The 20,547-nt window shown below is 56.5% G+C and carries 30 protein-coding genes; 29 read left to right on the top strand and 1 reads right to left on the bottom strand.

What is annotated here, in order from left to right; genetic code table 11:
• The first annotated feature begins 63 nt into the window (after positions 1-63).
• The 19 genes from rpsL to rpsN all read left to right on the top strand — a co-directional run bounded on the left by rpsL (position 64) and on the right by rpsN (position 11,063).
• On the top strand, positions 64-435 hold the full coding sequence (gene rpsL / locus AR306_RS13010) for a 30S ribosomal protein S12 (RefSeq protein ID WP_101497968.1): 372 nt from the start codon (positions 64-66) through the stop codon (positions 433-435).
• Between the two features lie 85 nt (positions 436-520).
• Positions 521-991 carry a 30S ribosomal protein S7 gene (gene rpsG, locus AR306_RS13005; protein ID WP_101497967.1) on the top strand — a complete coding sequence of 157 codons (471 nt, stop codon included), beginning with the start codon at positions 521-523 and terminating at the stop codon, positions 989-991.
• An 18-nt stretch (positions 992-1,009) separates the two neighbouring features.
• Entirely contained in the window at positions 1,010-3,112 is a 2,103-nt protein-coding gene (gene fusA, locus AR306_RS13000) for an elongation factor G (RefSeq protein WP_101497966.1), read from the top strand.
• Between the two features lie 29 nt (positions 3,113-3,141).
• On the top strand, positions 3,142-4,341 hold the full coding sequence (tuf, locus tag AR306_RS12995; RefSeq protein WP_101497965.1) for an elongation factor Tu: 1,200 nt from the start codon (positions 3,142-3,144) through the stop codon (positions 4,339-4,341).
• Positions 4,342-4,478: 137 nt separating this feature from the next.
• Complete coding sequence (gene rpsJ / locus AR306_RS12990) at positions 4,479-4,790, top strand: 30S ribosomal protein S10 (RefSeq protein ID WP_003103876.1); 312 nt, start codon at positions 4,479-4,481, stop codon at positions 4,788-4,790.
• Between the two features lie 81 nt (positions 4,791-4,871).
• A complete protein-coding gene (rplC, locus tag AR306_RS12985; RefSeq protein WP_101497964.1) occupies positions 4,872-5,507 on the top strand; it encodes a 50S ribosomal protein L3 in 636 nt (211 codons plus the stop codon).
• Positions 5,508-5,522: 15 nt separating this feature from the next.
• Entirely contained in the window at positions 5,523-6,125 is a 603-nt protein-coding gene (gene rplD / locus AR306_RS12980; protein WP_101497963.1) for a 50S ribosomal protein L4, read from the top strand.
• A complete protein-coding gene (rplW, locus tag AR306_RS12975; protein ID WP_101497962.1) occupies positions 6,122-6,421 on the top strand; it encodes a 50S ribosomal protein L23 in 300 nt (99 codons plus the stop codon). The genes rplD and rplW overlap by 4 nt, the downstream gene beginning before the upstream one ends.
• 13 nt (positions 6,422-6,434) lie before the next feature.
• On the top strand, positions 6,435-7,256 hold the full coding sequence (gene rplB / locus AR306_RS12970) for a 50S ribosomal protein L2 (RefSeq protein WP_101497961.1): 822 nt from the start codon (positions 6,435-6,437) through the stop codon (positions 7,254-7,256).
• 14 nt (positions 7,257-7,270) lie between these two features.
• Positions 7,271-7,546 carry a 30S ribosomal protein S19 gene (rpsS, locus tag AR306_RS12965; protein WP_101497960.1) on the top strand — a complete coding sequence of 92 codons (276 nt, stop codon included), beginning with the start codon at positions 7,271-7,273 and terminating at the stop codon, positions 7,544-7,546.
• Positions 7,547-7,557: 11 nt separating this feature from the next.
• The gene (gene rplV / locus AR306_RS12960; protein WP_101498033.1) at positions 7,558-7,890 is read left to right on the top strand and encodes a 50S ribosomal protein L22; all 333 of its coding nucleotides are present in this window, start codon (positions 7,558-7,560) and stop codon (positions 7,888-7,890) included.
• A 13-nt stretch (positions 7,891-7,903) separates the two neighbouring features.
• On the top strand, positions 7,904-8,587 hold the full coding sequence (gene rpsC / locus AR306_RS12955) for a 30S ribosomal protein S3 (RefSeq protein WP_101497959.1): 684 nt from the start codon (positions 7,904-7,906) through the stop codon (positions 8,585-8,587).
• Positions 8,588-8,599: 12 nt separating this feature from the next.
• Positions 8,600-9,013: a 50S ribosomal protein L16 gene (gene rplP / locus AR306_RS12950; protein WP_101497958.1), complete on the top strand. Its 414-nt coding sequence runs from the start codon at positions 8,600-8,602 to the stop codon at positions 9,011-9,013.
• The gene (gene rpmC, locus AR306_RS12945) at positions 9,013-9,204 is read left to right on the top strand and encodes a 50S ribosomal protein L29 (RefSeq protein WP_101497957.1); all 192 of its coding nucleotides are present in this window, start codon (positions 9,013-9,015) and stop codon (positions 9,202-9,204) included. The genes rplP and rpmC overlap by 1 nt, the downstream gene beginning before the upstream one ends.
• A gap of 2 nt (positions 9,205-9,206) precedes the next feature.
• A complete protein-coding gene (rpsQ, locus tag AR306_RS12940) occupies positions 9,207-9,473 on the top strand; it encodes a 30S ribosomal protein S17 (protein ID WP_101497956.1) in 267 nt (88 codons plus the stop codon).
• Between the two features lie 21 nt (positions 9,474-9,494).
• Positions 9,495-9,863 (top strand): 50S ribosomal protein L14, encoded by a 369-nt coding sequence (rplN, locus tag AR306_RS12935; protein ID WP_101497955.1) that lies wholly within the window; start codon positions 9,495-9,497, stop codon positions 9,861-9,863.
• 12 nt (positions 9,864-9,875) lie between these two features.
• Positions 9,876-10,190: a 50S ribosomal protein L24 gene (rplX, locus tag AR306_RS12930; protein WP_101497954.1), complete on the top strand. Its 315-nt coding sequence runs from the start codon at positions 9,876-9,878 to the stop codon at positions 10,188-10,190.
• A 17-nt stretch (positions 10,191-10,207) separates the two neighbouring features.
• Entirely contained in the window at positions 10,208-10,747 is a 540-nt protein-coding gene (gene rplE, locus AR306_RS12925) for a 50S ribosomal protein L5 (protein WP_101497953.1), read from the top strand.
• A gap of 10 nt (positions 10,748-10,757) precedes the next feature.
• Entirely contained in the window at positions 10,758-11,063 is a 306-nt protein-coding gene (rpsN, locus tag AR306_RS12920) for a 30S ribosomal protein S14 (protein WP_101497952.1), read from the top strand.
• A gap of 310 nt (positions 11,064-11,373) precedes the next feature.
• On the opposite strand, the gene AR306_RS12910 is transcribed toward rpsN, so the two are convergent.
• Positions 11,374-12,159 carry an IclR family transcriptional regulator gene (locus tag AR306_RS12910; RefSeq protein ID WP_101497950.1) on the bottom strand — a complete coding sequence of 262 codons (786 nt, stop codon included), beginning with the start codon at positions 12,157-12,159 and terminating at the stop codon, positions 11,374-11,376.
• Positions 12,160-12,356: 197 nt separating this feature from the next.
• Between AR306_RS12910 and AR306_RS12905 the strand changes: the two genes are divergently transcribed.
• The 10 genes from AR306_RS12905 (at position 12,357) to secY (ending at position 20,539) form a co-directional block, all read left to right on the top strand.
• Positions 12,357-13,742: a GntP family permease gene (locus AR306_RS12905; protein WP_240622554.1), complete on the top strand. Its 1,386-nt coding sequence runs from the start codon at positions 12,357-12,359 to the stop codon at positions 13,740-13,742.
• Between the two features lie 17 nt (positions 13,743-13,759).
• A complete protein-coding gene (locus tag AR306_RS12900; RefSeq protein ID WP_101497948.1) occupies positions 13,760-14,926 on the top strand; it encodes an iron-containing alcohol dehydrogenase in 1,167 nt (388 codons plus the stop codon).
• A gap of 174 nt (positions 14,927-15,100) precedes the next feature.
• Positions 15,101-16,594, top strand: a complete 1,494-nt coding sequence (locus AR306_RS12895; protein WP_101497947.1) for a CoA-acylating methylmalonate-semialdehyde dehydrogenase — start codon at positions 15,101-15,103, stop codon at positions 16,592-16,594.
• A gap of 165 nt (positions 16,595-16,759) precedes the next feature.
• The gene (gene rpsH, locus AR306_RS12890; protein WP_101497946.1) at positions 16,760-17,152 is read left to right on the top strand and encodes a 30S ribosomal protein S8; all 393 of its coding nucleotides are present in this window, start codon (positions 16,760-16,762) and stop codon (positions 17,150-17,152) included.
• A gap of 9 nt (positions 17,153-17,161) precedes the next feature.
• Positions 17,162-17,695, top strand: a complete 534-nt coding sequence (gene rplF / locus AR306_RS12885) for a 50S ribosomal protein L6 (RefSeq protein ID WP_101497945.1) — start codon at positions 17,162-17,164, stop codon at positions 17,693-17,695.
• Positions 17,696-17,706: 11 nt separating this feature from the next.
• On the top strand, positions 17,707-18,057 hold the full coding sequence (rplR, locus tag AR306_RS12880; RefSeq protein ID WP_101497944.1) for a 50S ribosomal protein L18: 351 nt from the start codon (positions 17,707-17,709) through the stop codon (positions 18,055-18,057).
• A 3-nt stretch (positions 18,058-18,060) separates the two neighbouring features.
• Positions 18,061-18,585 (top strand): 30S ribosomal protein S5, encoded by a 525-nt coding sequence (gene rpsE / locus AR306_RS12875; protein ID WP_101497943.1) that lies wholly within the window; start codon positions 18,061-18,063, stop codon positions 18,583-18,585.
• Between the two features lie 2 nt (positions 18,586-18,587).
• A complete protein-coding gene (rpmD, locus tag AR306_RS12870; protein ID WP_101497942.1) occupies positions 18,588-18,770 on the top strand; it encodes a 50S ribosomal protein L30 in 183 nt (60 codons plus the stop codon).
• Positions 18,771-18,773: 3 nt separating this feature from the next.
• Positions 18,774-19,208: a 50S ribosomal protein L15 gene (gene rplO / locus AR306_RS12865; protein WP_101497941.1), complete on the top strand. Its 435-nt coding sequence runs from the start codon at positions 18,774-18,776 to the stop codon at positions 19,206-19,208.
• Positions 19,208-20,539 carry a preprotein translocase subunit SecY gene (gene secY, locus AR306_RS12860; RefSeq protein ID WP_101497940.1) on the top strand — a complete coding sequence of 444 codons (1,332 nt, stop codon included), beginning with the start codon at positions 19,208-19,210 and terminating at the stop codon, positions 20,537-20,539. Before rplO ends, secY begins: the two co-directional genes overlap by 1 nt.
• Positions 20,540-20,547: the final 8 nt, after the last annotated feature.

Raw genomic sequence — 20,547 nt, 5'->3', positions numbered from 1 at the left:
TAATTTGGGCAAAGTATATGCTTTGTCCGTTTTAATGTCGTAAGACAACAGTGGAGCAAATAAATGGCAACAGTAAACCAGCTGGTGCGCAAGCCCCGCAAGCGCCTCGTCGACAAGAACGACGTGCCTGCGCTGCAAGGCTGCCCACAGCGTCGTGGAGTATGTACTCGCGTATATACCACCACTCCGAAAAAGCCGAACTCCGCACTGCGTAAAGTGTGTCGTGTTCGTTTGACCAATGGCTTTGAAGTTTCATCCTACATCGGTGGTGAAGGTCACAACCTGCAGGAGCACAGCGTTGTGCTGATCCGTGGCGGTCGTGTCAAGGACTTGCCTGGTGTGCGTTATCATACCGTTCGTGGTGCGCTGGATACTTCAGGCGTCAAGGATCGCAAGCAGGGCCGTTCCAAATACGGCGCCAAGCGTCCAAAATAGTATTTTCATTAATTTCGAGTCGATAAGAGTAAGGCCGGACCTGTCGAGTTCCGGGCTAACCTGAAGACCGTTTGAGGGCTTATCAATGCCAAGACGTCGCGTAGTTGCAAAGCGTGAAATTCTGGACGATCCAAAGTACGGAAGCCAGATTCTCGCCAAATTCATGAACCACGTTATGGAAAGCGGTAAAAAAGCCGTTGCCGAGCGTATTGTTTATGGCGCCCTGGACACCGTCCAGCAGCGTAAAAATGTTGAACCCCTGGAGACCTTCGAAAAAGCACTCGAAGCCATTGCTCCCCTGGTTGAAGTGAAGTCCCGTCGTGTCGGTGGTGCTACCTATCAGGTTCCAGTCGAGGTTCGTCCGTCCCGCCGCAATGCCCTGGCCATGCGCTGGCTGGTAGAGGCTGCGCGCAAGCGTGGCGAAAAATCCATGACCCTGCGTCTGGCCGGCGAGCTGATTGATGCGGCCGAGGGCAAAGGTGCTGCCGTCAAGAAGCGTGAAGACGTTCACCGCATGGCAGAAGCCAACAAGGCGTTCTCCCACTTCCGTTTCTAATCGAGCGAGGCACTTATTGTGGCACGTACAACTCCAATCAATCGTTATCGCAATATTGGTATTGCCGCGCACGTTGATGCGGGCAAGACCACTACTACCGAGCGCATCCTGTTCTACACCGGTGTGAACCACAAGATGGGTGAAACCCATGATGGCGCCAGCACCACTGACTGGATGGCCCAGGAGCAGGAGCGTGGTATCACCATTACCTCCGCTGCCGTTACCGCATTCTGGAAAGGCTCCAAAAAGCAATACGAAAACTACCGCCTGAACGTCATTGACACCCCCGGCCACGTCGACTTCACTATTGAAGTTGAGCGTTCCCTGCGTGTTCTTGACGGCTCCGTGGTTGTGTTCTGTGGCTCCTCCGGTGTTGAGCCGCAGTCCGAGACCGTATGGCGTCAGGCCAACAAGTACGGCGTACCGCGTATCGTTTACGTCAACAAGCTGGACCGCCAGGGCGCCGACTTCAAGCGCGTACTGGGCCAGATCAAGCAGCGCCTGGGTCACACCCCGGTTGCCCTACAGCTGCCAATCGGTTCCGAAGAGAACTTTGTCGGCCAGGTAGACCTGATCAACCGTGTTGCCTACTACTGGAACGAAGACGACATGGGCATGACCTTCCGCGAGGAAGAGGTTCCTGCCGATATGGTCGATGACGTCGAAGAGTATCGTTCCCTGCTGGTCGAGGCAGCCGCCGAAGCCAACGAAGAACTGATGGACAAGTACCTGGAAGAGGGCGAGCTGTCTGTTGAAGACATCAAGGCCGGTCTGCGTGCGCGTACCATCGCTTGCGAAATCGTTCCTGCGGTTTGTGGTTCCTCGTTCAAGAACAAGGGTGTTCCACTGGTTCTTGACGCGGTTATCGACTACCTGCCAGCACCGACCGACATTCCGGCCATTCAGGGTGTACACCCGGATGACGAAGAAAAGACCGACAGCCGTCCTGCCGATGACAACGCGCCATTTGCCGCGCTGGCATTCAAGATCGCTGCCGACCCCTTTGTCGGTACCCTGACCTTTGCCCGTGTTTACTCCGGTGTTCTGAAATCGGGCGACCAGGTGCTGAACTCCGTGCGCGGCAAGCGCGAGCGTGTCGGCCGGATGGTGCAGATGCACGCCAACGACCGCCAGGAAATCAAGGAGTGTGTGGCTGGTGACATCGCTGCCCTGATCGGCATGAAGGACGTCACCACCGGTGACACCCTGTGCTCCATGGATGCACCGATCATCCTTGAGCGCATGGACTTCCCCGAGCCTGTCATCTCGGTAGCAGTTGAGCCGAAAACCAAGGCTGACCAGGAAAAAATGGGTATCGCCCTTGGTCGTCTGGCCCAGGAAGACCCTTCTTTCCGTGTCAAGACCGACGAGGAAACAGGTCAGACCATCATCTCCGGTATGGGTGAGCTGCACCTGGATATCCTGGTTGACCGCATGCGTCGCGAGTTCAACGTTGAGGCCAACATTGGCAAGCCTCAGGTTGCCTACCGCGAAACCATTCGCAATACCTGTGAAATCGAAGGCAAGTTTGTTCGCCAGTCCGGTGGTCGTGGCCAGTTTGGTCATTGCTGGATTCGCTTTGCCCCTGCTGACGAAGGTCAGGAAGGTCTCGAATTCACCAACGAAATTGTGGGCGGTGTGATTCCGAAGGAATACATCCCTGCAGTGCAGAAAGGCATTGAAGAGCAGATGCAGAACGGTATTGTTGCCGGCTATCCGCTCATCGGCCTGAAGGCGGCCGTTTTTGACGGTTCCTACCACGATGTCGACTCCAGTGAGATGGCGTTCAAGATTGCCGCTTCGATGGCAACCAAGCAGCTGTCTCAAAAAGGTGGCGCTGTGTTGCTTGAGCCTGTGATGAAGGTCGAAGTGGTAACGCCAGAGGATTACATGGGTGACGTGATGGGTGACCTGAACCGTCGTCGTGGCCTGATCCAGGGTATGGATGACACGCCATCCGGCAAGGTCATCCGCGCCGAGGTACCGCTGGGCGAGATGTTCGGTTACGCTACCGATGTCCGTTCCATGTCCCAGGGTCGCGCCAGCTACTCCATGGAATTCTCCAAATACGCAGAGGCACCGGCAAACATTGCCGAGGCCATTATCAAAAATCAAGGTTGATCCCGCCCATTTAGCAAGAGGTTACTATCGTGGCTAAGGAAAAATTTGAACGTACAAAACCGCACCTGAACGTAGGTACCATTGGTCACGTTGACCATGGTAAAACCACCCTGACTGCAGCGCTGACCCGCGTTTGCGCCGAAGTCTGGGGCGGCGGCGGTGCTTCCAAGGCATATGACCAGATCGACAACGCACCTGAAGAGAAAGCACGTGGTATCACCATTGCCGCCTCTCACGTCGAGTACGATTCCCCGACCCGTCACTACGCCCACGTTGACTGCCCCGGCCACGCCGACTACGTCAAGAACATGATCACCGGTGCTGCCCAGATGGACGGCGCGATCCTGGTCTGTTCCGCTGCTGACGGCCCCATGCCTCAGACCCGTGAGCACATCCTGCTGTCCCGCCAGGTAGGCGTTCCTTACATCGTTGTGTTTCTGAACAAGGCCGACATGGTTGACGATGAAGAGCTGCTGGAACTGGTCGAGATGGAAGTTCGCGATCTGCTGAACATGTACGACTTCCCGGGCGATGACACTCCAATCATCACCGGTTCCGCCCTGATGGCGCTGAACGGCGAAGACGAAAACGGTCTGGGTACTACCGCTGTTAAAACTCTGGTTGAAACCCTGGACTCCTACATTCCAGAGCCAGAGCGCGCCATCGACCAGGCGTTCCTGATGCCGATCGAAGACGTATTCTCCATCGCCGGCCGTGGTACCGTGGTAACCGGTCGTGTCGAGCGTGGTATCGTCAAGGTTGGCGAGGAAGTCGAGATCGTCGGTATCAAGGACACCGTCAAGACCACCTGTACTGGTGTTGAAATGTTCCGCAAACTGCTGGACGAAGGCCGTGCCGGTGAGAACGTTGGTGTTCTGCTGCGTGGTACCAAGCGTGAAGACGTTGAGCGTGGTCAGGTTCTGGCCAAGCCCGGTTCCATCAAGCCGCACACCCGCTTCGAAGGCGAAGTGTACGTACTGTCCAAAGAAGAAGGTGGTCGTCACACGCCTTTCTTCAAGGGCTACCGTCCACAGTTCTACTTCCGTACCACTGACGTGACCGGAAGCTGTGAACTGCCAGAAGGCGTCGAGATGGTCATGCCTGGCGACAACGTCAAGCTGGACATCACCCTGATCGCCCCGATCGCGATGGAAGAAGGTCTGCGCTTCGCCATCCGTGAAGGTGGTCGTACCGTCGGTGCCGGCGTAGTTGCAAAAATCATTGCCTGATTGGTAATGACGAGAAAGCCCCCTTTATGGGGGCTTTCTTTATTGGTTGACATAGCTGTTACGCACGATTAGAATTGCGCCTCCTTATTATCGGGAGTTTGCGCCCGTGCAAGGCTAACCCAAAGTCTGAGGTCAAAATGCAAAACCAACAAATCCGTATCCGGTTGAAGGCTTTTGATCACCGCCTGATTGATCAATCAACCCAGGAAATCGTCGAAACGGCGAAGCGTACTGGGGCTCAGGTTCGTGGTCCGATCCCTCTGCCGACTCGAAAAGAGCGTTTTACCGTACTGATTTCTCCGCACGTCAACAAAGATGCGCGTGACCAGTACGAAATTCGCACCCACAAGCGTGTTCTGGACATTGTTCAGCCTACTGACAAGACCGTTGACGCGCTGATGAAACTTGATCTTGCTGCCGGTGTGGAAGTACAGATCAGCCTCGGCTAAGACATCCGTTTTAGTCGTGTAACGCTCTGCAATGGGCGGCCATAGCGGGTGAAAGCCCCGTACACTCTTGAGGTCAGAAATATGACAGTTGGAATAGTCGGTCGCAAGTGCGGTATGACCCGCATTTTCACCGAAGATGGTGTTTCGATTCCGGTGACTGTAATTGAAGTCGAGCCGAATCGTGTCACCCAGATGAAAACCGAGGAAACCGATGGCTATCGCGCAGTCCAGGTGACTGTTGGCGAGCGTCGTGCTTCCCGCGTGACCAAGGCCCAGGCCGGTCACTTCTCCAAGGCTGGCGTGGAAGCCGGTCGCACAGTTCTCGAGTTCCGCGTTGAAGACGGTGAGTACCAGGCCGGTGAGCAGATCACTGCCGAGCTGTTCACTGCCGGTCAGCTGGTTGATGTAACCGGCCAGACCAAGGGTAAAGGCTTTGCCGGTACCATCAAGCGCTGGAACTTCCGTGGTCAGGATGCGACCCACGGTAACTCCCTCTCTCACCGCGTGCCTGGCTCCATCGGCCAGTGCCAGACCCCTGGTCGTGTGTTCAAGGGCAAGAAAATGTCCGGACACATGGGTGATGTGCGCATGACAGTGCAATCCCTCGAAGTTGTACGTGTTGACGCCGAGCGTAACCTGTTGCTGATCAAGGGTGCCGTTCCCGGCGCTACTGGCAGCGATGTTGTCGTGCGTCCAGCCGTTAAAGCTCGCGGTTAATAGGGGAGTGCCGAAATGCAAATCAATGTAAATGGCGCCCAGGCAATTGATGTCTGCGAGCGTACCTTTGGTGGCGAGTTCAACGAGACTCTGGTTCACCAGGCTGTTGTGGCCTACATGGCCGGCGGTCGTCAGGGCAGCAAGAAGCAGAAGACCCGTGCCGAAGTTTCCGGTGGTGGTCGCAAGCCATGGCGTCAGAAGGGTACAGGCCGTGCACGTGCCGGTACCACTCGCAGCCCGATCTGGCGTAGCGGTGGCGTGGCTTTTGCCGCCCGTCCACAGGACCACAGCCAGAAGCTTAACAAGAAAATGTACCGCGCCGCAATGCGCTCCATCCTTGCCGAACTGGTACGCCAGGATCGCCTGGTGGTGGTTGAGGAGCTGTCCGTTTCCGCTCCGAAAACCAAGGAGCTGCTGGGCAAGCTGGGTAACTTGAACCTGAACGATGTACTGATCGTGTCCGATGCAGTTGAAGAGAACCTGTATCTGGCCGCCCGCAACATCCCGCATGTGGATGTGCGCGATGTTCAGGGTACCGATCCGGTCAGCCTGATTGCCTACGAAAAGGTGCTGATGACTGTTTCTGCGGTCAAGAAGTTTGAGGAGTTGTTGGGATGAACCAGGAACGCGTATTCAAGGTGCTGCTGGGCCCGCACATCTCCGAAAAGGCTACTGTGCTGGCCGACGGCAAGAACCAGTTTGTATTCAAAGTGGCTACCGACGCCACCAAGCTGGAAGTCAAGAAAGCAGTTGAACAGCTGTTTGAAGTTAAAGTGTCTGATGTCAATACCGTCAAGGTAAACGGCAAGACCAAGCGTACCATGCGCGGCATGGGCAAGCGTAATGACTGGAAAAAAGCCTACATTACCCTTGAGCCTGGTCAGGATATCGACTTCGAAAGCAGTGCTAACTAAGTAGAGGTGCAAGATGGCAATTGTCAAGAGCAAGCCGACTTCCCCCGGACGCCGCTTTGTCGTTCGTGTGGTCAACAAGGAGCTGCACAAGGGTGCTCCTCACGCGCCGCTGCTGGAGAAGAAGTCGAAGTCCGGTGGTCGTAACAACAACGGCCGCATCACCACCCGTCACATCGGCGGTGGTCACAAGCAGCATTACCGCATCATCGATTTCCGTCGCAACAAGGATGGCATTCCTGCCATCGTCGAGCGTCTGGAATACGACCCGAACCGTAGTGCCAACATCGCCCTGCTGAAATATGCCGATGGCGAGCGTCGCTACATCATCGCTCCGAAAGGCATCAGTGCCGGTGAGCAGCTGATGAGCGGTACCCACGCACCGATCAAGACCGGCAACACCCTGCCGCTGCGCAACATTCCGGTCGGTTCCGTGATCCACGGCATCGAGATGAAGCCAGGTAAAGGTGCCCAGCTGGTTCGTTCCGCCGGTACTTCCGCACAGCTGGTCGCACGCGATGGCAGCTACGCCACCATTCGCCTGCGTTCCGGTGAAATGCGCAAGGTGCAGGTCGACTGCCGCGCAACCCTGGGCGAAGTGTCCAACCACGAGCACTTCCTGCGCTCGCTGGGCAAGGCCGGTGCTTCCCGCTGGGCCGGTGTGCGTCCTTCCGTTCGTGGTGCTGCCATGAACCCGGTGGATCACCCGCATGGTGGTGGTGAAGGCCGTTCCAAAGGTGGTCGTCACCCTGTTACTCCATGGGGTCGTCCAACCAAGGGTGGTAAAACCCGTAGCAACAAGCGTACGAACAACATGATTGTTCGCCGTCGCAAGTAATCAAAGGATAAAACATGTCACGTTCTCTTAAGAAAGGTCCTTTTATTGACCTTCACCTGCTCAAGAAGGTTGAGACTGCAGTTGAAAAGAACGATCGCAAGCCGGTTAAGACCTGGTCACGCCGTTCAATGATTCTGCCGCAAATGGTAGGCCTGACCATCGCTGTCCATAACGGACGCCAGCACGTTCCCGTGCTGGTCAGCGAAGACATGGTCGGTCACAAACTGGGTGAATTTGCTGCGACTCGTACCTACAAAGGTCACATCGCAGACAAGAAAGGCAAGCGTTAAGGGGTATGAAGATGGAAGTTGCCGCAAAATTGTCGGGCGCTCGCATTTCTGCCCAGAAAGCCCGCCTGGTTGCCGACCAAATTCGTGGTAAGAAAGTTGACGAAGCACTGAACCTGCTGACTTTCAGTAGCAAGAAAGCTGCTGAAATCATCAAGAAGGTGCTGGAGTCAGCCATTGCCAATGCCGAGCATAACGAAGGCGCGGACGTAGATGACCTGCGTGTTTCTACAGTCTTCGTTAACGAAGGGCGTTCGATGAAGCGTATCAAGCCACGTGCCAAGGGCCGTGCGGATCGCATCATCAAGCGGTCTTGCCACATCACTGTCAAGGTCGCAGACAAGTAACGGAGTTGATCAGATGGGTCAGAAAGTACATCCCATTGGCATTCGCCTGGGTATCGTCAAGGATCACGCATCGGTTTGGTATGCAGACAGCAAAGATTATGCTGACTACCTGAATGCCGACCTGGAAGTTCGTGCGTATCTGCTGGACAAACTAAAAAACGCGTCCGTAAGCCGTGTCGAGATTGCTCGCCCGGCCCAGACCGCACGCATCACCATCCACACCGCCCGTCCCGGTATCGTGATTGGCAAGAAGGGTGAGGATGTCGAGAAGCTGCGTCAGGACCTGACCAAGAAAATGGGTGTGCCCGTGCACATCAATATTGAAGAGATCCGCAAGCCGGAACTCGACGGTATGCTCGTCGCTCAGAACGTTGCACAGCAACTGGAGCGCCGCGTTCAGTTCCGTCGCGCCATGAAGCGCGCTGTACAGAACGCCATGCGTATTGGTGCCAAGGGCATCAAGATCCAGGTGAGCGGACGACTTGGCGGTGCTGAAATCGCACGTACAGAATGGTATCGCGAAGGCCGTGTGCCCCTGCACACCCTGCGCGCTGATATCGATTACGCAACTTACGAAGCCCACACCACCTACGGTGTGATCGGCGTCAAGGTATGGATTTTCAAAGGTGAGGTCATTGGTGGCCGTCACGAAGAAACCAAACCTGAAGCCCCGGCTCGTAAAAAAGCAGCACGTTAAGGAGTACGCACAATGCTACAACCCAAGCGTACGAAGTTCCGCAAGATGATGACCGGCCACAACCGTGGTCTGGCTCTGCGCGGCAGCAAGGTGAGCTTCGGCGAATTTGCCCTGAAGGCAACTGGCCGTGGTCGTCTCACCGCTCGTCAAATTGAAGCAGGCCGTCGTGCCCTGACCCGTCACGTGAAGCGTGGTGGTAAAATCTGGATCCGTGTATTCCCGGACAAGCCAATCACCAAGAAGCCTCTTGAAGTGCGGATGGGTAAAGGTAAGGGTTCCGTAGAGTACTGGGTAGCCCTGATTCAGCCAGGCAAGGTCATTTATGAAATTGAAGGTGTGTCAGAAGAGTTGGCGCGTGAAGCCTTCGCACTGGCTGCAGCTAAATTGCCTGTCGCAACAACTTTTGTTAAGCGGACGGTGATGTGATGAAAGCTAACGAACTTCGTGAAAAAACAGTAGAGCAGCTGAACGAGCAATTGCTTGGTCTGCTGCGTGAACAGTTCAATCTGCGCATGCAGAAGGCAACCGGACAGTTGAACCAGTCTCACCTGATGACTCAGGTCAGACGCGACATCGCTCGTGTAAAAACTGTGCTCAACCAGAAGGCAGGTGAGTAATCATGGCTGAAGCTCAGAACACAATCCGTACGCTGACCGGCCGAGTAGTCAGCGACAAGATGGACAAAACCATTACCGTACTGATCGAGCGTCGCGTCAAGCACCCGATCTACGGCAAGTACCTGAAGCGTTCAACAAAGCTGCACGCTCATGACGAACAAAACCAGTGCAAGATCGGCGACAAGGTCACCATTCGCGAGACCCGTCCCCAGTCCAAGACCAAGTCCTGGGCGCTGGTAGAAATCGTCGAACGCGTAGAAGTTGTTTAAGGGCCGGGTCGGAGAAATAAAATGATTCAGACTCAATCAATGCTGGATGTGGCGGACAACAGTGGCGCCCGTCGTGTAATGTGCATCAAGGTCCTGGGTGGCTCCCACCGTCGCTATGCCCGTATCGGTGACATCATCAAGGTGACTGTCAAAGAGGCCATTCCACGTGGCCGGGTAAAGAAAGGCCAGGTGCTGACTGCCGTGGTAGTGCGTACCCGTTCCGGTGTGCGTCGTCCTGATGGCTCCATCATTCGTTTTGACGGCAATGCCGCTGTCATCCTGAATGCCAAGCAGGAGCCCATGGGTACCCGTATCTTTGGTCCAGTAACGCGTGAACTGCGTACCGAGAAGTTCATGAAAATCGTTTCACTGGCCCCAGAAGTGTTGTAAGGAGTAGCCGTCATGCAAAAGATTCGTCGTAACGACGAGATCATCGTCATCGCCGGCAAGGATAAGGGCAAGCGCGGCAAAGTACAGAAAGTACTTGCCGACGGCCGTGTTCTCGTGACCGGTGTCAACATCGTCAAGAAACACGCCAAGCCTAATCCGATGCTCGGACAACAGGGCGGTATCGTCGAGAAAGAAGCCCCCATCCAGGCTTCCAACGTGGCCATTTTCAATCCGGAAACCAGCAAGGCTGACCGTGTTGGCTTCAAGATTGAAGACGGCAAGAAAATTCGTGTATTCAAGTCGACACAAAAAGCTGTCGAAGCTTGAGGACTAGGTAGATCACCATGGCACGATTGAAAGAAATTTACCGGAACGAACTGGCGCCCAAGCTGAAGGAAGAACTGAAGCTGGCCAACGTCATGGAAGTTCCACGTGTAACCAAAATTACACTGAACATGGGTCTGGGCGAAGCCGTTACCGATAAGAAAATTATCGAAAACGCGCTGTCCGACCTGGAAAAAATCACCGGCCAGAAGGGAGTGATCACTTACTCCCGCAAGTCCATCGCAGGTTTCAAGATCCGTGATGGCTGGCCGATCGGGGTCAAGGTTACATTGCGCAACGATCGCATGTACGAATTCCTGGACCGTCTGCTCTCCATCTCCCTGCCGCGCGTGCGTGACTTCCGTGGCCTGAATCCGCGTTCCTTTGATGGCCGCGGCAACTACAGCATGGGTGTCAAGGAGCAGATCATCTTCCCGGAAATCGATTACGACAAGATTGATGCGCTGCGCGGTCTGGATATCACCCTGACCACCACCGCCCGTAACGATGAAGAAGGCCGTGCGTTGCTGAACGCCTTCAAATTCCCCTTCCGTACTTGAGGAACAGGAAATGGCCAAGAAAAGCATGATCAACCGTGAGCTGAAGCGTCAGCAAACGGTCGCCAAGTTCGCTGAAAAGCGTGCTGCCCTGAAAGCGGTTATTGCCAACCCGAATTCCAGCCCTGAAGAGCGCTGGGAGGCACAAATCGCCCTGCAGAAGCAGCCGCGCAACGCCAGTGCAGCCCGTCTGCGCAACCGTTGCCGCGTAACTGGCCGTCCGCACGGTGTCTACCGCAAGTTTGGACTGGGCCGCAACAAGCTGCGTGAAGCAGCCATGCGCGGCGACATCCCCGGTCTGGTCAAATCCAGCTGGTAATTTGCGCGTAGTCTGAATCAAGCCCCGAAAGGGGCTTGATTCGTTTCTGGGCCATGGAAATCAGGCCATCCTTTCTCGAAATGAAGTCGCCGCTGGCGAGTATGAAGATATCGCTGTCGATGTGCAGGCATGCAATGTGCCTTGCCAACCGAACCCTGCAAAGGCGACAGCTATCAATCTGCTTGACTGGTCCGGTCTGGCACCCGTCGGGTGTGTCAGCGTCCCTGTGTTCGACCCTTCTGCGTTGTTCGGCCATGGCCGGCTTCTGCCACTTCGTCCCTGTCCCTGGTTTTTAGACTGTCACAGTCATTCAATCGGATTCCTGCCAGGTTCCCTGGCGAGCAAATATCTCGGCCAGTTCGTCTGCGGCTTTACGCAGCAGCGGCTCGTGCTGAATGATCTGCTGCAGCGAATTTCTGAGTGTGGGGCCATGAGTAAACACGGTGGCGAAGGCTGGTTGATCGCCATTGGGAATGGGTACGGCGCAGGCAACCATGCCGGGAATGAACTCTTCGTTGTCGGTACCCAGCTGCGTTTCCCTGATTTGGTCGATGGCCTGCAAAAATTGCTCTTTGTCGATAAGGGTGTTGGTGGTCAGGGCATGGATGGGCAGATTGTCGACGATGCGCTGGCACTGCTCGACAGGCAGCTGTGACAGAAGCAGCTTGCCACTGGCACTGGACCAGACAGGCACCCTGGAACCTTCCGGCAGGTAAATCTGCAGTGGCCAGTTCGACATGACCCTGTCGATATAGACCACATCCAGATCTTGCAGCATGGCAATGCCTACGGTTTCGCCGATTTCTGCCGCCAGACGTTGCAGTACGGCCTCACGCTCCATCCGGTAATGACTGGTTTGCCACAGGCTCAGTGCCAGCTGGTGGGTTCGTTGCCCGCAAATCACCTTGCCCTGCAGGTCCAGCTGCAGGAAGCCCGTTTGCTGCAGCTGCTGCAACAAGCGATGCACGCTGGGCTTGGGTATGTCCAGCAGTGTGGACAGGTCTCCGGGGCTGAGCGGCAGGGGGGACTGCGCTACAGCCTCAACCAGCTGCAGCACACGCTCGACGCTGGAGCCCTTTTTGCGTTTGTTATCCATGTAGCACAGTCCTGATCAGTCATGAGGCCGGAATCTTATACCAGCTTGTCGCGATGATACAAAGGTCGAAGACAGGGCAAAAGCGCTTGACCGCGATTTTTCTTTTGCTAGTCTAGCTATAACGATACAAAACGTATCGATATGCGAACCTCGGGGTTCAAGACAATAATAAAGGCTGGGCAGGGTGAAAGGTCATGATGAGTCTGCTGGGTATTTTGATTTCTCTGGGTTTACTTATGTATCTGGCCTACCGGGGCTTCAGCGTGATCTTGCTGGCTCCTGTGCTGGCCATGCTGGCAGTGCTCTTGAGTGGCATGGGCGGCCAGATGCTGGGCGTCTATACCCAGGTGTTCATGAAGGGACTGGGCGGCTATGTCGTAAGCTTTTTTCCGCTGTTCCTGCTTGGTGCAGTGTTTGGCAAGCTGATGGATGATTCGGGTTCGGCGCGCACCATTGCGGCTGTGCTGATTTCGAAGCTGGGCAATCAACAGGCGGTACTGTCGATTGTGCTGGCCTGCGGAATTTTGACTTACGGCGGTGTTTCACTGTTCGTTGTGGGTTTTGCCGTATTCCCCATTGCTGCGGCGCTGTTCCGTGAACTGGACATACCCAAGCGGCTGATTCCGGGTGCGATCGTCCTGGGGGCACTGACTTTTACCATGACCGCCTTTCCGGGTTCTCCGGCAATCCAGAACGCCATTCCGATGCCTTTCTTCAATACCGATGCCTTCGCCGCTCCCGGGCTGGGCATCATCGCCGGACTGGTCATGCTGGTTGGCGGCATGTGGTGGATGAACCGTCGGGCCGCCAAGGCGCGCCTGGCCGGTGAGACATACGGTAAGCATAGCGACGCCACCAGCAGTGTGGAGCATGACGACGATCCGGGTGTCGTGGTAGCGCTGCTGCCTATTATCCTGGTGATCGGCATCAACTTCCTGTGCGCCAAGTGGCTGCTGCCGGGCCTGGATACCAGTTATCTGGCGACGGACCTGTTCGGCAATATTCCGCCAAGCCGGGTGATTGGCACCTGGGCGATTGTCACTGCACTGGTTGCATCCTGTCTGATGATTATCGTGCTGAACTGGAAGCGCTGGAAAAATCTGCAGGAATCCATGAGCCAGGGTGCTCTGGGTGCCTTGTTGCCCATCTTCAACACGGCTTCCGAGGTTGGCTATGGTTCGGTGATCGCAATTCTGGCGGGTTTTGCCATCGTCAAGGAATTCCTGCTGGGGCTTGCTCCGGGCAACCCGCTGATCTCCGAGGCTGTATTTGTCAACGTGATGGCCGGGATCACCGGCTCGGCATCGGGCGGCATGTCCATCGCGCTGAACACCATGGGTGAGACCTACCTGGGACTGGCTACCCAGTTCGGTATCAACCCGGAACTGATGCACCGGGTAGCTTCGATTGCTTCGGGCGGACTGGATTCCCTGCCGCATAATGGCGCAGTGATCTCGCTGCTGACCATCTGCAGCCTGACGCACCGGGAATCCTATAAAGACATTTTTGTGGTGGCCGTGGCTGTTCCGCTGGTAGCACTGATTGTAGTCATTGCCCTGGGCACCATGTTTGGATCATTTTGATAACAGAGGGTAGCAACATGTCGAACAGTATTGTATTGCCGAGAATGATGGAAGTGGGGCGTGATGCCTGCAAACAGCTGCCAGTGATGCTGGAAGCCTTGCAGGTTGAAAGACCACTGATCGTGACCGATGCGATGATGGTTCAGCTTGGCTATGTAGAGCAGGTGCAAAGCATTCTGTCCGCAGCCGGCGTTGAAGCGGATGTCTTTGCCGACACCGTTCCGGAGCCGACGGACACCTCGATCGAGGCAGGTGTGGCGCGTGTCCGCGATGGTGACTATGACGGCATCATTGCCCTGGGGGGCGGTAGCCCGATCGATTCGGCCAAGGCGATTGCCATCCTCGGCAAGTTTGGCGGCAAGATCGGCGACTACCGGTTCCCGCGTCAGGTCAATGAAAGCGGGCTGCCGATCATCGCCATCCCGACCACGGCCGGCACCGGCTCGGAGGCAACCAGGTTCACCATTATCACCGATGAGGCCAGCAACGAGAAACTGCTCTGTGTGGGCATGGGCTTCATGCCGGTTGCGGCAATCATCGACTACGGCCTGACCATGACGGTGCCGGCGCGCACCACGGCAGATACCGGTATTGATGCCATGACCCACGCGATCGAGGCTTATGTCAGCCAGAAGCGCAACGCCTACAGTGACCAGCAGGCGCTGGCCGCCCTGGGGCTGATCGGTCCCAACCTGCAGAAAGCCTACCATGATGGCCGTGACGAGCCGGCGCGTGAGGCGATGATGCTGGGCTCGACGCTGGCCGGTATTGCCTTCTGCAACTCCTCGGTGGCACTGGTGCATGGCATGAGCCGGCCCATTGGAGCCTTCTTCCATGTGCCGCACGGGCTGTCCAATGCCATGTTGCTGCCGGCAGTGACCGAGTTTTCCATTCCGGCGGCACCGGAGCGCTATGCCGACTGCGCCCGCGCACTGGGTGTTGCCGGGCATCAGGACAGCACGGCCACAGCCAACGAGAAGCTGGTGCAGTTCCTCAAGGCCCTGAACGAGGAACTCAGTGTGCCGACGCTGGCAGAGTTCGGCGTCGAGCAGGCCGGGTTCGAGCAGCTGGTGGAAACCATGTGTGAGCAGGCCTTTGCGTCCGGCTCGCCAAACAACAACCCGCGGGTGCCAAGCAAGGAAGAGATGCTGGAGCTGTATCGCTCCATGTGGGCCGCGGCATAAATCAAGCGAATCAGAGGTGGTACCGGGCACGCGCTGGAGAGGACCGGCGCGGGGAATCAAGTACCAGCTCCGGGTTTTATCAATGAGCAGACAGGCATCATGCGGCAGGGCATCCGGTCAGGATGCCTGCGCAAGGGCCCCGGACTTCAAATAGCGAAAGCAGAGGAAAAAATCATGCAGACAATCGGACATTTCATCAATGGCGAAATGCAGGTTGATACCAGCAGAACCCAGCCGGTCTACAATCCGGCAACTGGTGAAGCAAGCAAGCAGGTGTCACTGGGCGGTGCCAGGACCATCGACGAGGCAGTTGCCGCAGCCAAGGCCGCTTTTCCCGAGTGGCGCAAGACACCGCCGCAGCGCCGTGCGCGCATCATGTTCAAGTTCAAGCAGCTGCTTGAGGAAAATGCCGACGAGATTTGCCGCCTGATCGGCGAGGAGCACGGCAAGATTTCCCACGACGCGGCTGGTGAGCTGCAGCGCGGAATCGAAAACGTGGAATATGCCTGTGGCGCACCTGAGTTGCTCAAGGGTGAGCACAGCCGCGACGTGGGCCGGGATATCGATTCCTGGAGCGAGTTCCACCCGCTGGGCGTGGTGGCCGGCATCACGCCGTTCAACTTCCCGGTGATGGTTCCACTGTGGATGTTCCCCATGGCCATCGTCTGTGGTAACACCTTTGTGCTCAAGCCGTCCGAGCGTGACCCAAGCTCGACGCTGTTCATCGCCAAATTGCTGAAAGAAGCCGGCCTGCCGGATGGCGTGTTGAACGTGGTCAACGGCGGCAAGGAAGCGGTTGATGCAATCCTTGAGCACAAGGATGTTCAGGCGGTCAGCTTTGTCGGTTCGACACCAATTGCCGAATACATCTACAGCGCCGCCACTGCCAACGGCAAGCGCTGCCAGGCGCTGGGTGGTGCCAAGAACCACGCCATCGTCATGCCGGATGCCGATCTGGATAACGTGGTCAACTCATTGCTGGGTGCGGCTTTCGGTTCTTCGGGCGAGCGCTGCATGGCGCTGTCGGTTGCGGTTGCCGTGGGCGACGAGATCGCCGACCGCATGATTGCCGCGCTGCAGGAGGCCATGGCCGGACTGAGGCTGGGCAATCACGCGGACAAAACCAACGACTTTGGCCCGCTGATTACCGCCGAGCACAAGGCGAAGGTGGTGGGGCATATCCAGTCCGCGGCCAGACAGGGTGCAAAAATCCTGGTGGATGGTTCGGACGCCGCGCCTGCCGGTTACGAAAACGGTTTCTTTGTCGGTGCGACACTGATTGATGGCGTGACCAGAGACATGGACAGCTATCAGGCGGAAATCTTCGGCCCGGTATTACAGGTCATCCGTGTGCAAACCATGGAGGAAGCCATGCAGCTGATCAACGATCACGAGTACGGCAACGGTACCTGCATTTATACCCGTGACGGTGAAGCGGCGCGCTACTTTACCGACAACATCCAGGTGGGTATGGTTGGCGTCAACATTCCCCTGCCGGTTCCGGTCGCCTATCAAAGCTTTGGTGGCTGGAAGCGTTCGCTGTTTGGGGACCTGTTCATGTATGGTCCCGACGGTGTGCGTTTTTTCACCCGCCGCAAGACCATCACCCAGCGCTGGCCGAGTGCCACGCTGCGCGAGGGCAGCCAGTTTTCCATGCCCACCCTGTAAGGGCGGCGTAAAACCTGCTCCGCTGCCGTATCGATCAGGCCCCGAAAGGGGCTTGATTCGTTGTCGATAAATCTCTAGAATGTCCGGCTCGCAAGAGACTGTTGTGCTCTCTTGCTGTATCTGTCAGCCTTGCTGACTTGTTTTTTATCCAGGAGCTATTGGCCCATGAGTATGCAGGACCCGTTAGCGGACATGCTAACCCGTATCCGTAATGCCCAAATGGCTGAGAAATCCGCAGTAAGCATGCCTTCTTCACGTGTGAAGGTTGCCGTTGCCAGCGTTCTGAAGAACGAAGGTTACGTTGCGGACTATCAAGTCAGCGAAGGCGTTAAACCCGAACTGACCATCGAACTGAAATATTTCGAAGGTCGTCCGGTCATTGAAGAATTGCAGCGCGTCAGCCGCCCAAGCCTTCGTCAGTACAAATCAGCCAGCGCACTGCCAAAGGTTCGTGGTGGTCTGGGTGTGGCGATCGTTTCCACCAGCAAGGGTGTGATGACCGATCGTGAAGCCCGTGCTGCCGGTATCGGCGGCGAAGTGCTGTGCAGCGTATTCTAAGGGGGAAGCATGTCTCGTATTGCAAATAACCCCGTTACACTGCCAGCGGGTGTAGAGTTTAAAATCGACGGCGAAACAGTCTCCGTCAAGGGTGCCAAGGGCGCACTGCAAATGCAGCTGCATCCCTCTGTTGAAGTAATCCAGGACGCAGCGGAAATTCGTTTTGCCGCACGTAACGGTGACCAGCAGTCCCGTGCCATGGCCGGAACCACCCGTGCTCTGGTCAACAACATGGTTGTTGGTGTAAGCCAGGGCTTCGAGCGCAAGCTGCAGCTGGTCGGTGTGGGTTACCGCGCCCAGGTCAGCGGCAATGTGGTCAACCTGTCACTGGGTTTCTCCCATCCGGTCGAGTACCAGTTGCCAGCCAACGTGACAGCCGAGGCACCTAGTGCCACCGATCTGATCCTGCGTGGTATCGACAAGCAGGTTCTGGGTCAGGTTGCTGCTGAAATCCGCGAATACCGTCGTCCCGAGCCTTACAAGGGCAAGGGTGTGCGCTACGCAGAAGAAGTAGTGCGCCGTAAAGAAGCCAAGAAGAAGTAGGGCCTAGCAAAATGAACGACAAAAAAGTTTCAAGATTGCGTCGTGCACGCAAGGCACGTCTGAAAATGCACGAGCTCGAAGTGGTTCGTCTGTGTGTAAACCGCTCATCACAGCACATCTACGCACAAATCATTTCTGCTGACGGCAGCCAGGTTCTGGCTTCAGCCTCCACCCTGGACAAGTCCCTGCGTGAAGGCACCACCGGTAATGTCGAAGCAGCCAAGAAGGTTGGCACACTGATTGCCGAGCGCGCCAAGGCCGCCGGCATTTCCCAGGTGGCCTTTGACCGTTCTGGTTTCAAGTACCATGGCCGTGTTCAGGCACTGGCTGATGCTGCTCGTGAAGGCGGGCTGGAGTTTTAAGTTATGTCGAATAACGAACAAAAGCGCGGCAGACGCGAAGAAAGCAGCAACGATGAAGGTTACATCGAGAAGCTGGTTCAGGTTAACCGTGTAGCCAAGACCGTCAAGGGTGGCCGCATCTTCACTTTCACCGCCCTGACAGTGGTCGGTGATGGCAAGGGTCGCGTCGGCTATGGCCGTGGCAAGTCCCGCGAAGTGCCGTCCGCCATCCAGAAAGCCATGGAAGCTGCCCGTCGCAACATGATCCAGGTCGAGCTGAACGGTACTACTCTGCAGTACCCGATCCGCGCCGTTCATGGTGCGTCCAACGTTTACATGCAGCCTGCCTCCGAGGGTACCGGTGTCATCGCCGGTGGTGCAATGCGCGCCGTCCTGGAAGTGGCCGGTGTGCACAACGTACTTGCCAAATGCTACGGCTCCACCAACCCGGTGAACGTGGTGCAGGCAACCTTCAAGGGCCTGAAGAACATGCAGTCTCCTGAAGCCGTTGCTGCCAAGCGTGGCAAGAGCGTCGAGGAGATTCTGTAATCATGTCCCAGGCAAAAATCAAGGTGACTCTGGTCAAGAGCACCAACGGCCGTCTGGCCAATCACAAAGCCTGCGTGCGTGGCCTTGGCCTGCGCCGCATCGGTCACACCGTTGAGGTTCTGGATACTCCGGAAAATCGCGGCATGATCAACAAGGCTTACTATATGCTCCGCGTGGAGGGTTAAGACATGCAACTGAATGATTTGCGTTCAGCGCCCGGCTCCCGTCCTGCCAAGGTCCGTCTGGGTCGTGGTATCGGTAGCGGCATGGGCAAGACAGCCGGTCGTGGCCACAAGGGCCTGACTTCACGCTCCGGCGGCAAGGTTGCACCCGGCTTCGAGGGTGGCCAGCAGCCGCTGTACCGTCGTCTGCCCAAGTTCGGTTTCACTTCTGCCAAGCAGCTGGAGCGCGCTGAAGTGCGCACTTCCGAGCTGGCCAAGGTTGAAGGCGACCTGGTGACCCTGGTCACCCTGAAGGAAGCCAACATCATTGGTGAAAACGTCAAGTCCGTAAAGGTGATGCTGTCCGGTGATGTTACCCGTGCAGTAACCCTGCAGGGCGTGGCAGCTACCAAGGGTGCTCGTGAAGCCATCATCGCTGCAGGCGGCAAGGTCGAGGAATAATGGCTAAACAAGGTTCTCTCTCTGCCGTGGGTGGAGGCGGTTTGTCTGAATTGTGGGCACGCTTGCGCTTCCTGTTCCTGGCAATCATCGTGTACCGGATCGGGGCGCATATTCCCGTTCCCGGTATCAACCCCGACGCCCTGGCAAACCTGTTTCGACAGAATGAGGGAACCATTCTCGACCTGTTCAACATGTTTTCCGGTGGTGCGCTGGAGCGCATGAGCATCTTCGCGCTGGGTATCATGCCCTACATTTCCGCGTCGATCATCATGCAGCTGATGACTGCTGTCAGCCCGCAACTTGGACAGCTGAAGAAAGAAGGTGAGGCCGGTCGTCGCAAGATCAGCCAGTACACCCGTTACGGCACCCTGCTGTTATCCCTGGTACAGGCCTTTGGCATGTCCATGGGGCTGGCCAGCCAGGGCGTGGCGTTCAGTGCCGACTTCAACTTCTACTTTGTATCCATCACCACTTTCGTGGCGGGTGCAATGTTCATGATGTGGCTGGGCGAGCAGATCACCGAGCGCGGTATCGGCAACGGCATCTCGATGCTGATTTTCGCCGGTATCGTGGCCGGGCTGCCAGCCGCGATTGGTCAGTCCTTCGAGTCGGCCCGCCAGGGTGACATCAATATCTTTGCCCTGATGGTGGTCGGCCTGCTGGCTGTTGCCATCATCGGCTTTGTGGTGTTCATCGAGCGCGGTCAGCGCCGGATTCTGGTCAACTACGCCAAGCGCCAGCAAGGCCGCAAGGTGTTTGCTGCCCAGCAGAGCCACTTGCCGCTGAAGGTCAATATGGCCGGTGTGATTCCGGCGATCTTCGCCAGCAGCATCCTGCTGTTCCCGGCTTCGCTGGGACAGTGGTTCGGACAATCGGAAAGCATGACCTGGTTGAGCGACATTTCCCAGGCGCTTGCTCCGGGACAGCCCCTGAACATTCTTCTGTTCAGTGCGGGTATCATTTTCTTCTGCTTCTTCTATACCGCGTTGATGTTCAACCCGAAGGAAGTGGCGGAGAACCTGAAGAAATCCGGTGCATTCATTCCTGGCATCCGCCCCGGCGACCAGTCTGCGCGCTATATCGATGGTGTGCTGACACGTCTGACCGTATTTGGCGCGCTGTACATGACGGCGGTATGTTTGTTGCCCCAGTTTCTTGTGGTGGCGGCCAATGTGCCATTCTATCTCGGGGGCACGTCTCTTTTGATTGTTGTTGTGGTTGTAATGGACTTCATGGCTCAAGTACAATCGCACCTCGTTTCAAACCAGTACGAATCCCTAATGAAAAAATCGAACCTCAAGGGCTATGGCAGCGGCGGCATGCTGCGCTGATCATGGCC

This window comes from Thiopseudomonas denitrificans (genome assembly GCF_002866065.1).
Lineage (GTDB): Bacteria > Pseudomonadota > Gammaproteobacteria > Pseudomonadales > Pseudomonadaceae > Thiopseudomonas > Thiopseudomonas denitrificans.
Note: the sequence above shows the minus strand (reverse complement) of the source record. Positions and strands in the feature narration are given on the sequence as shown.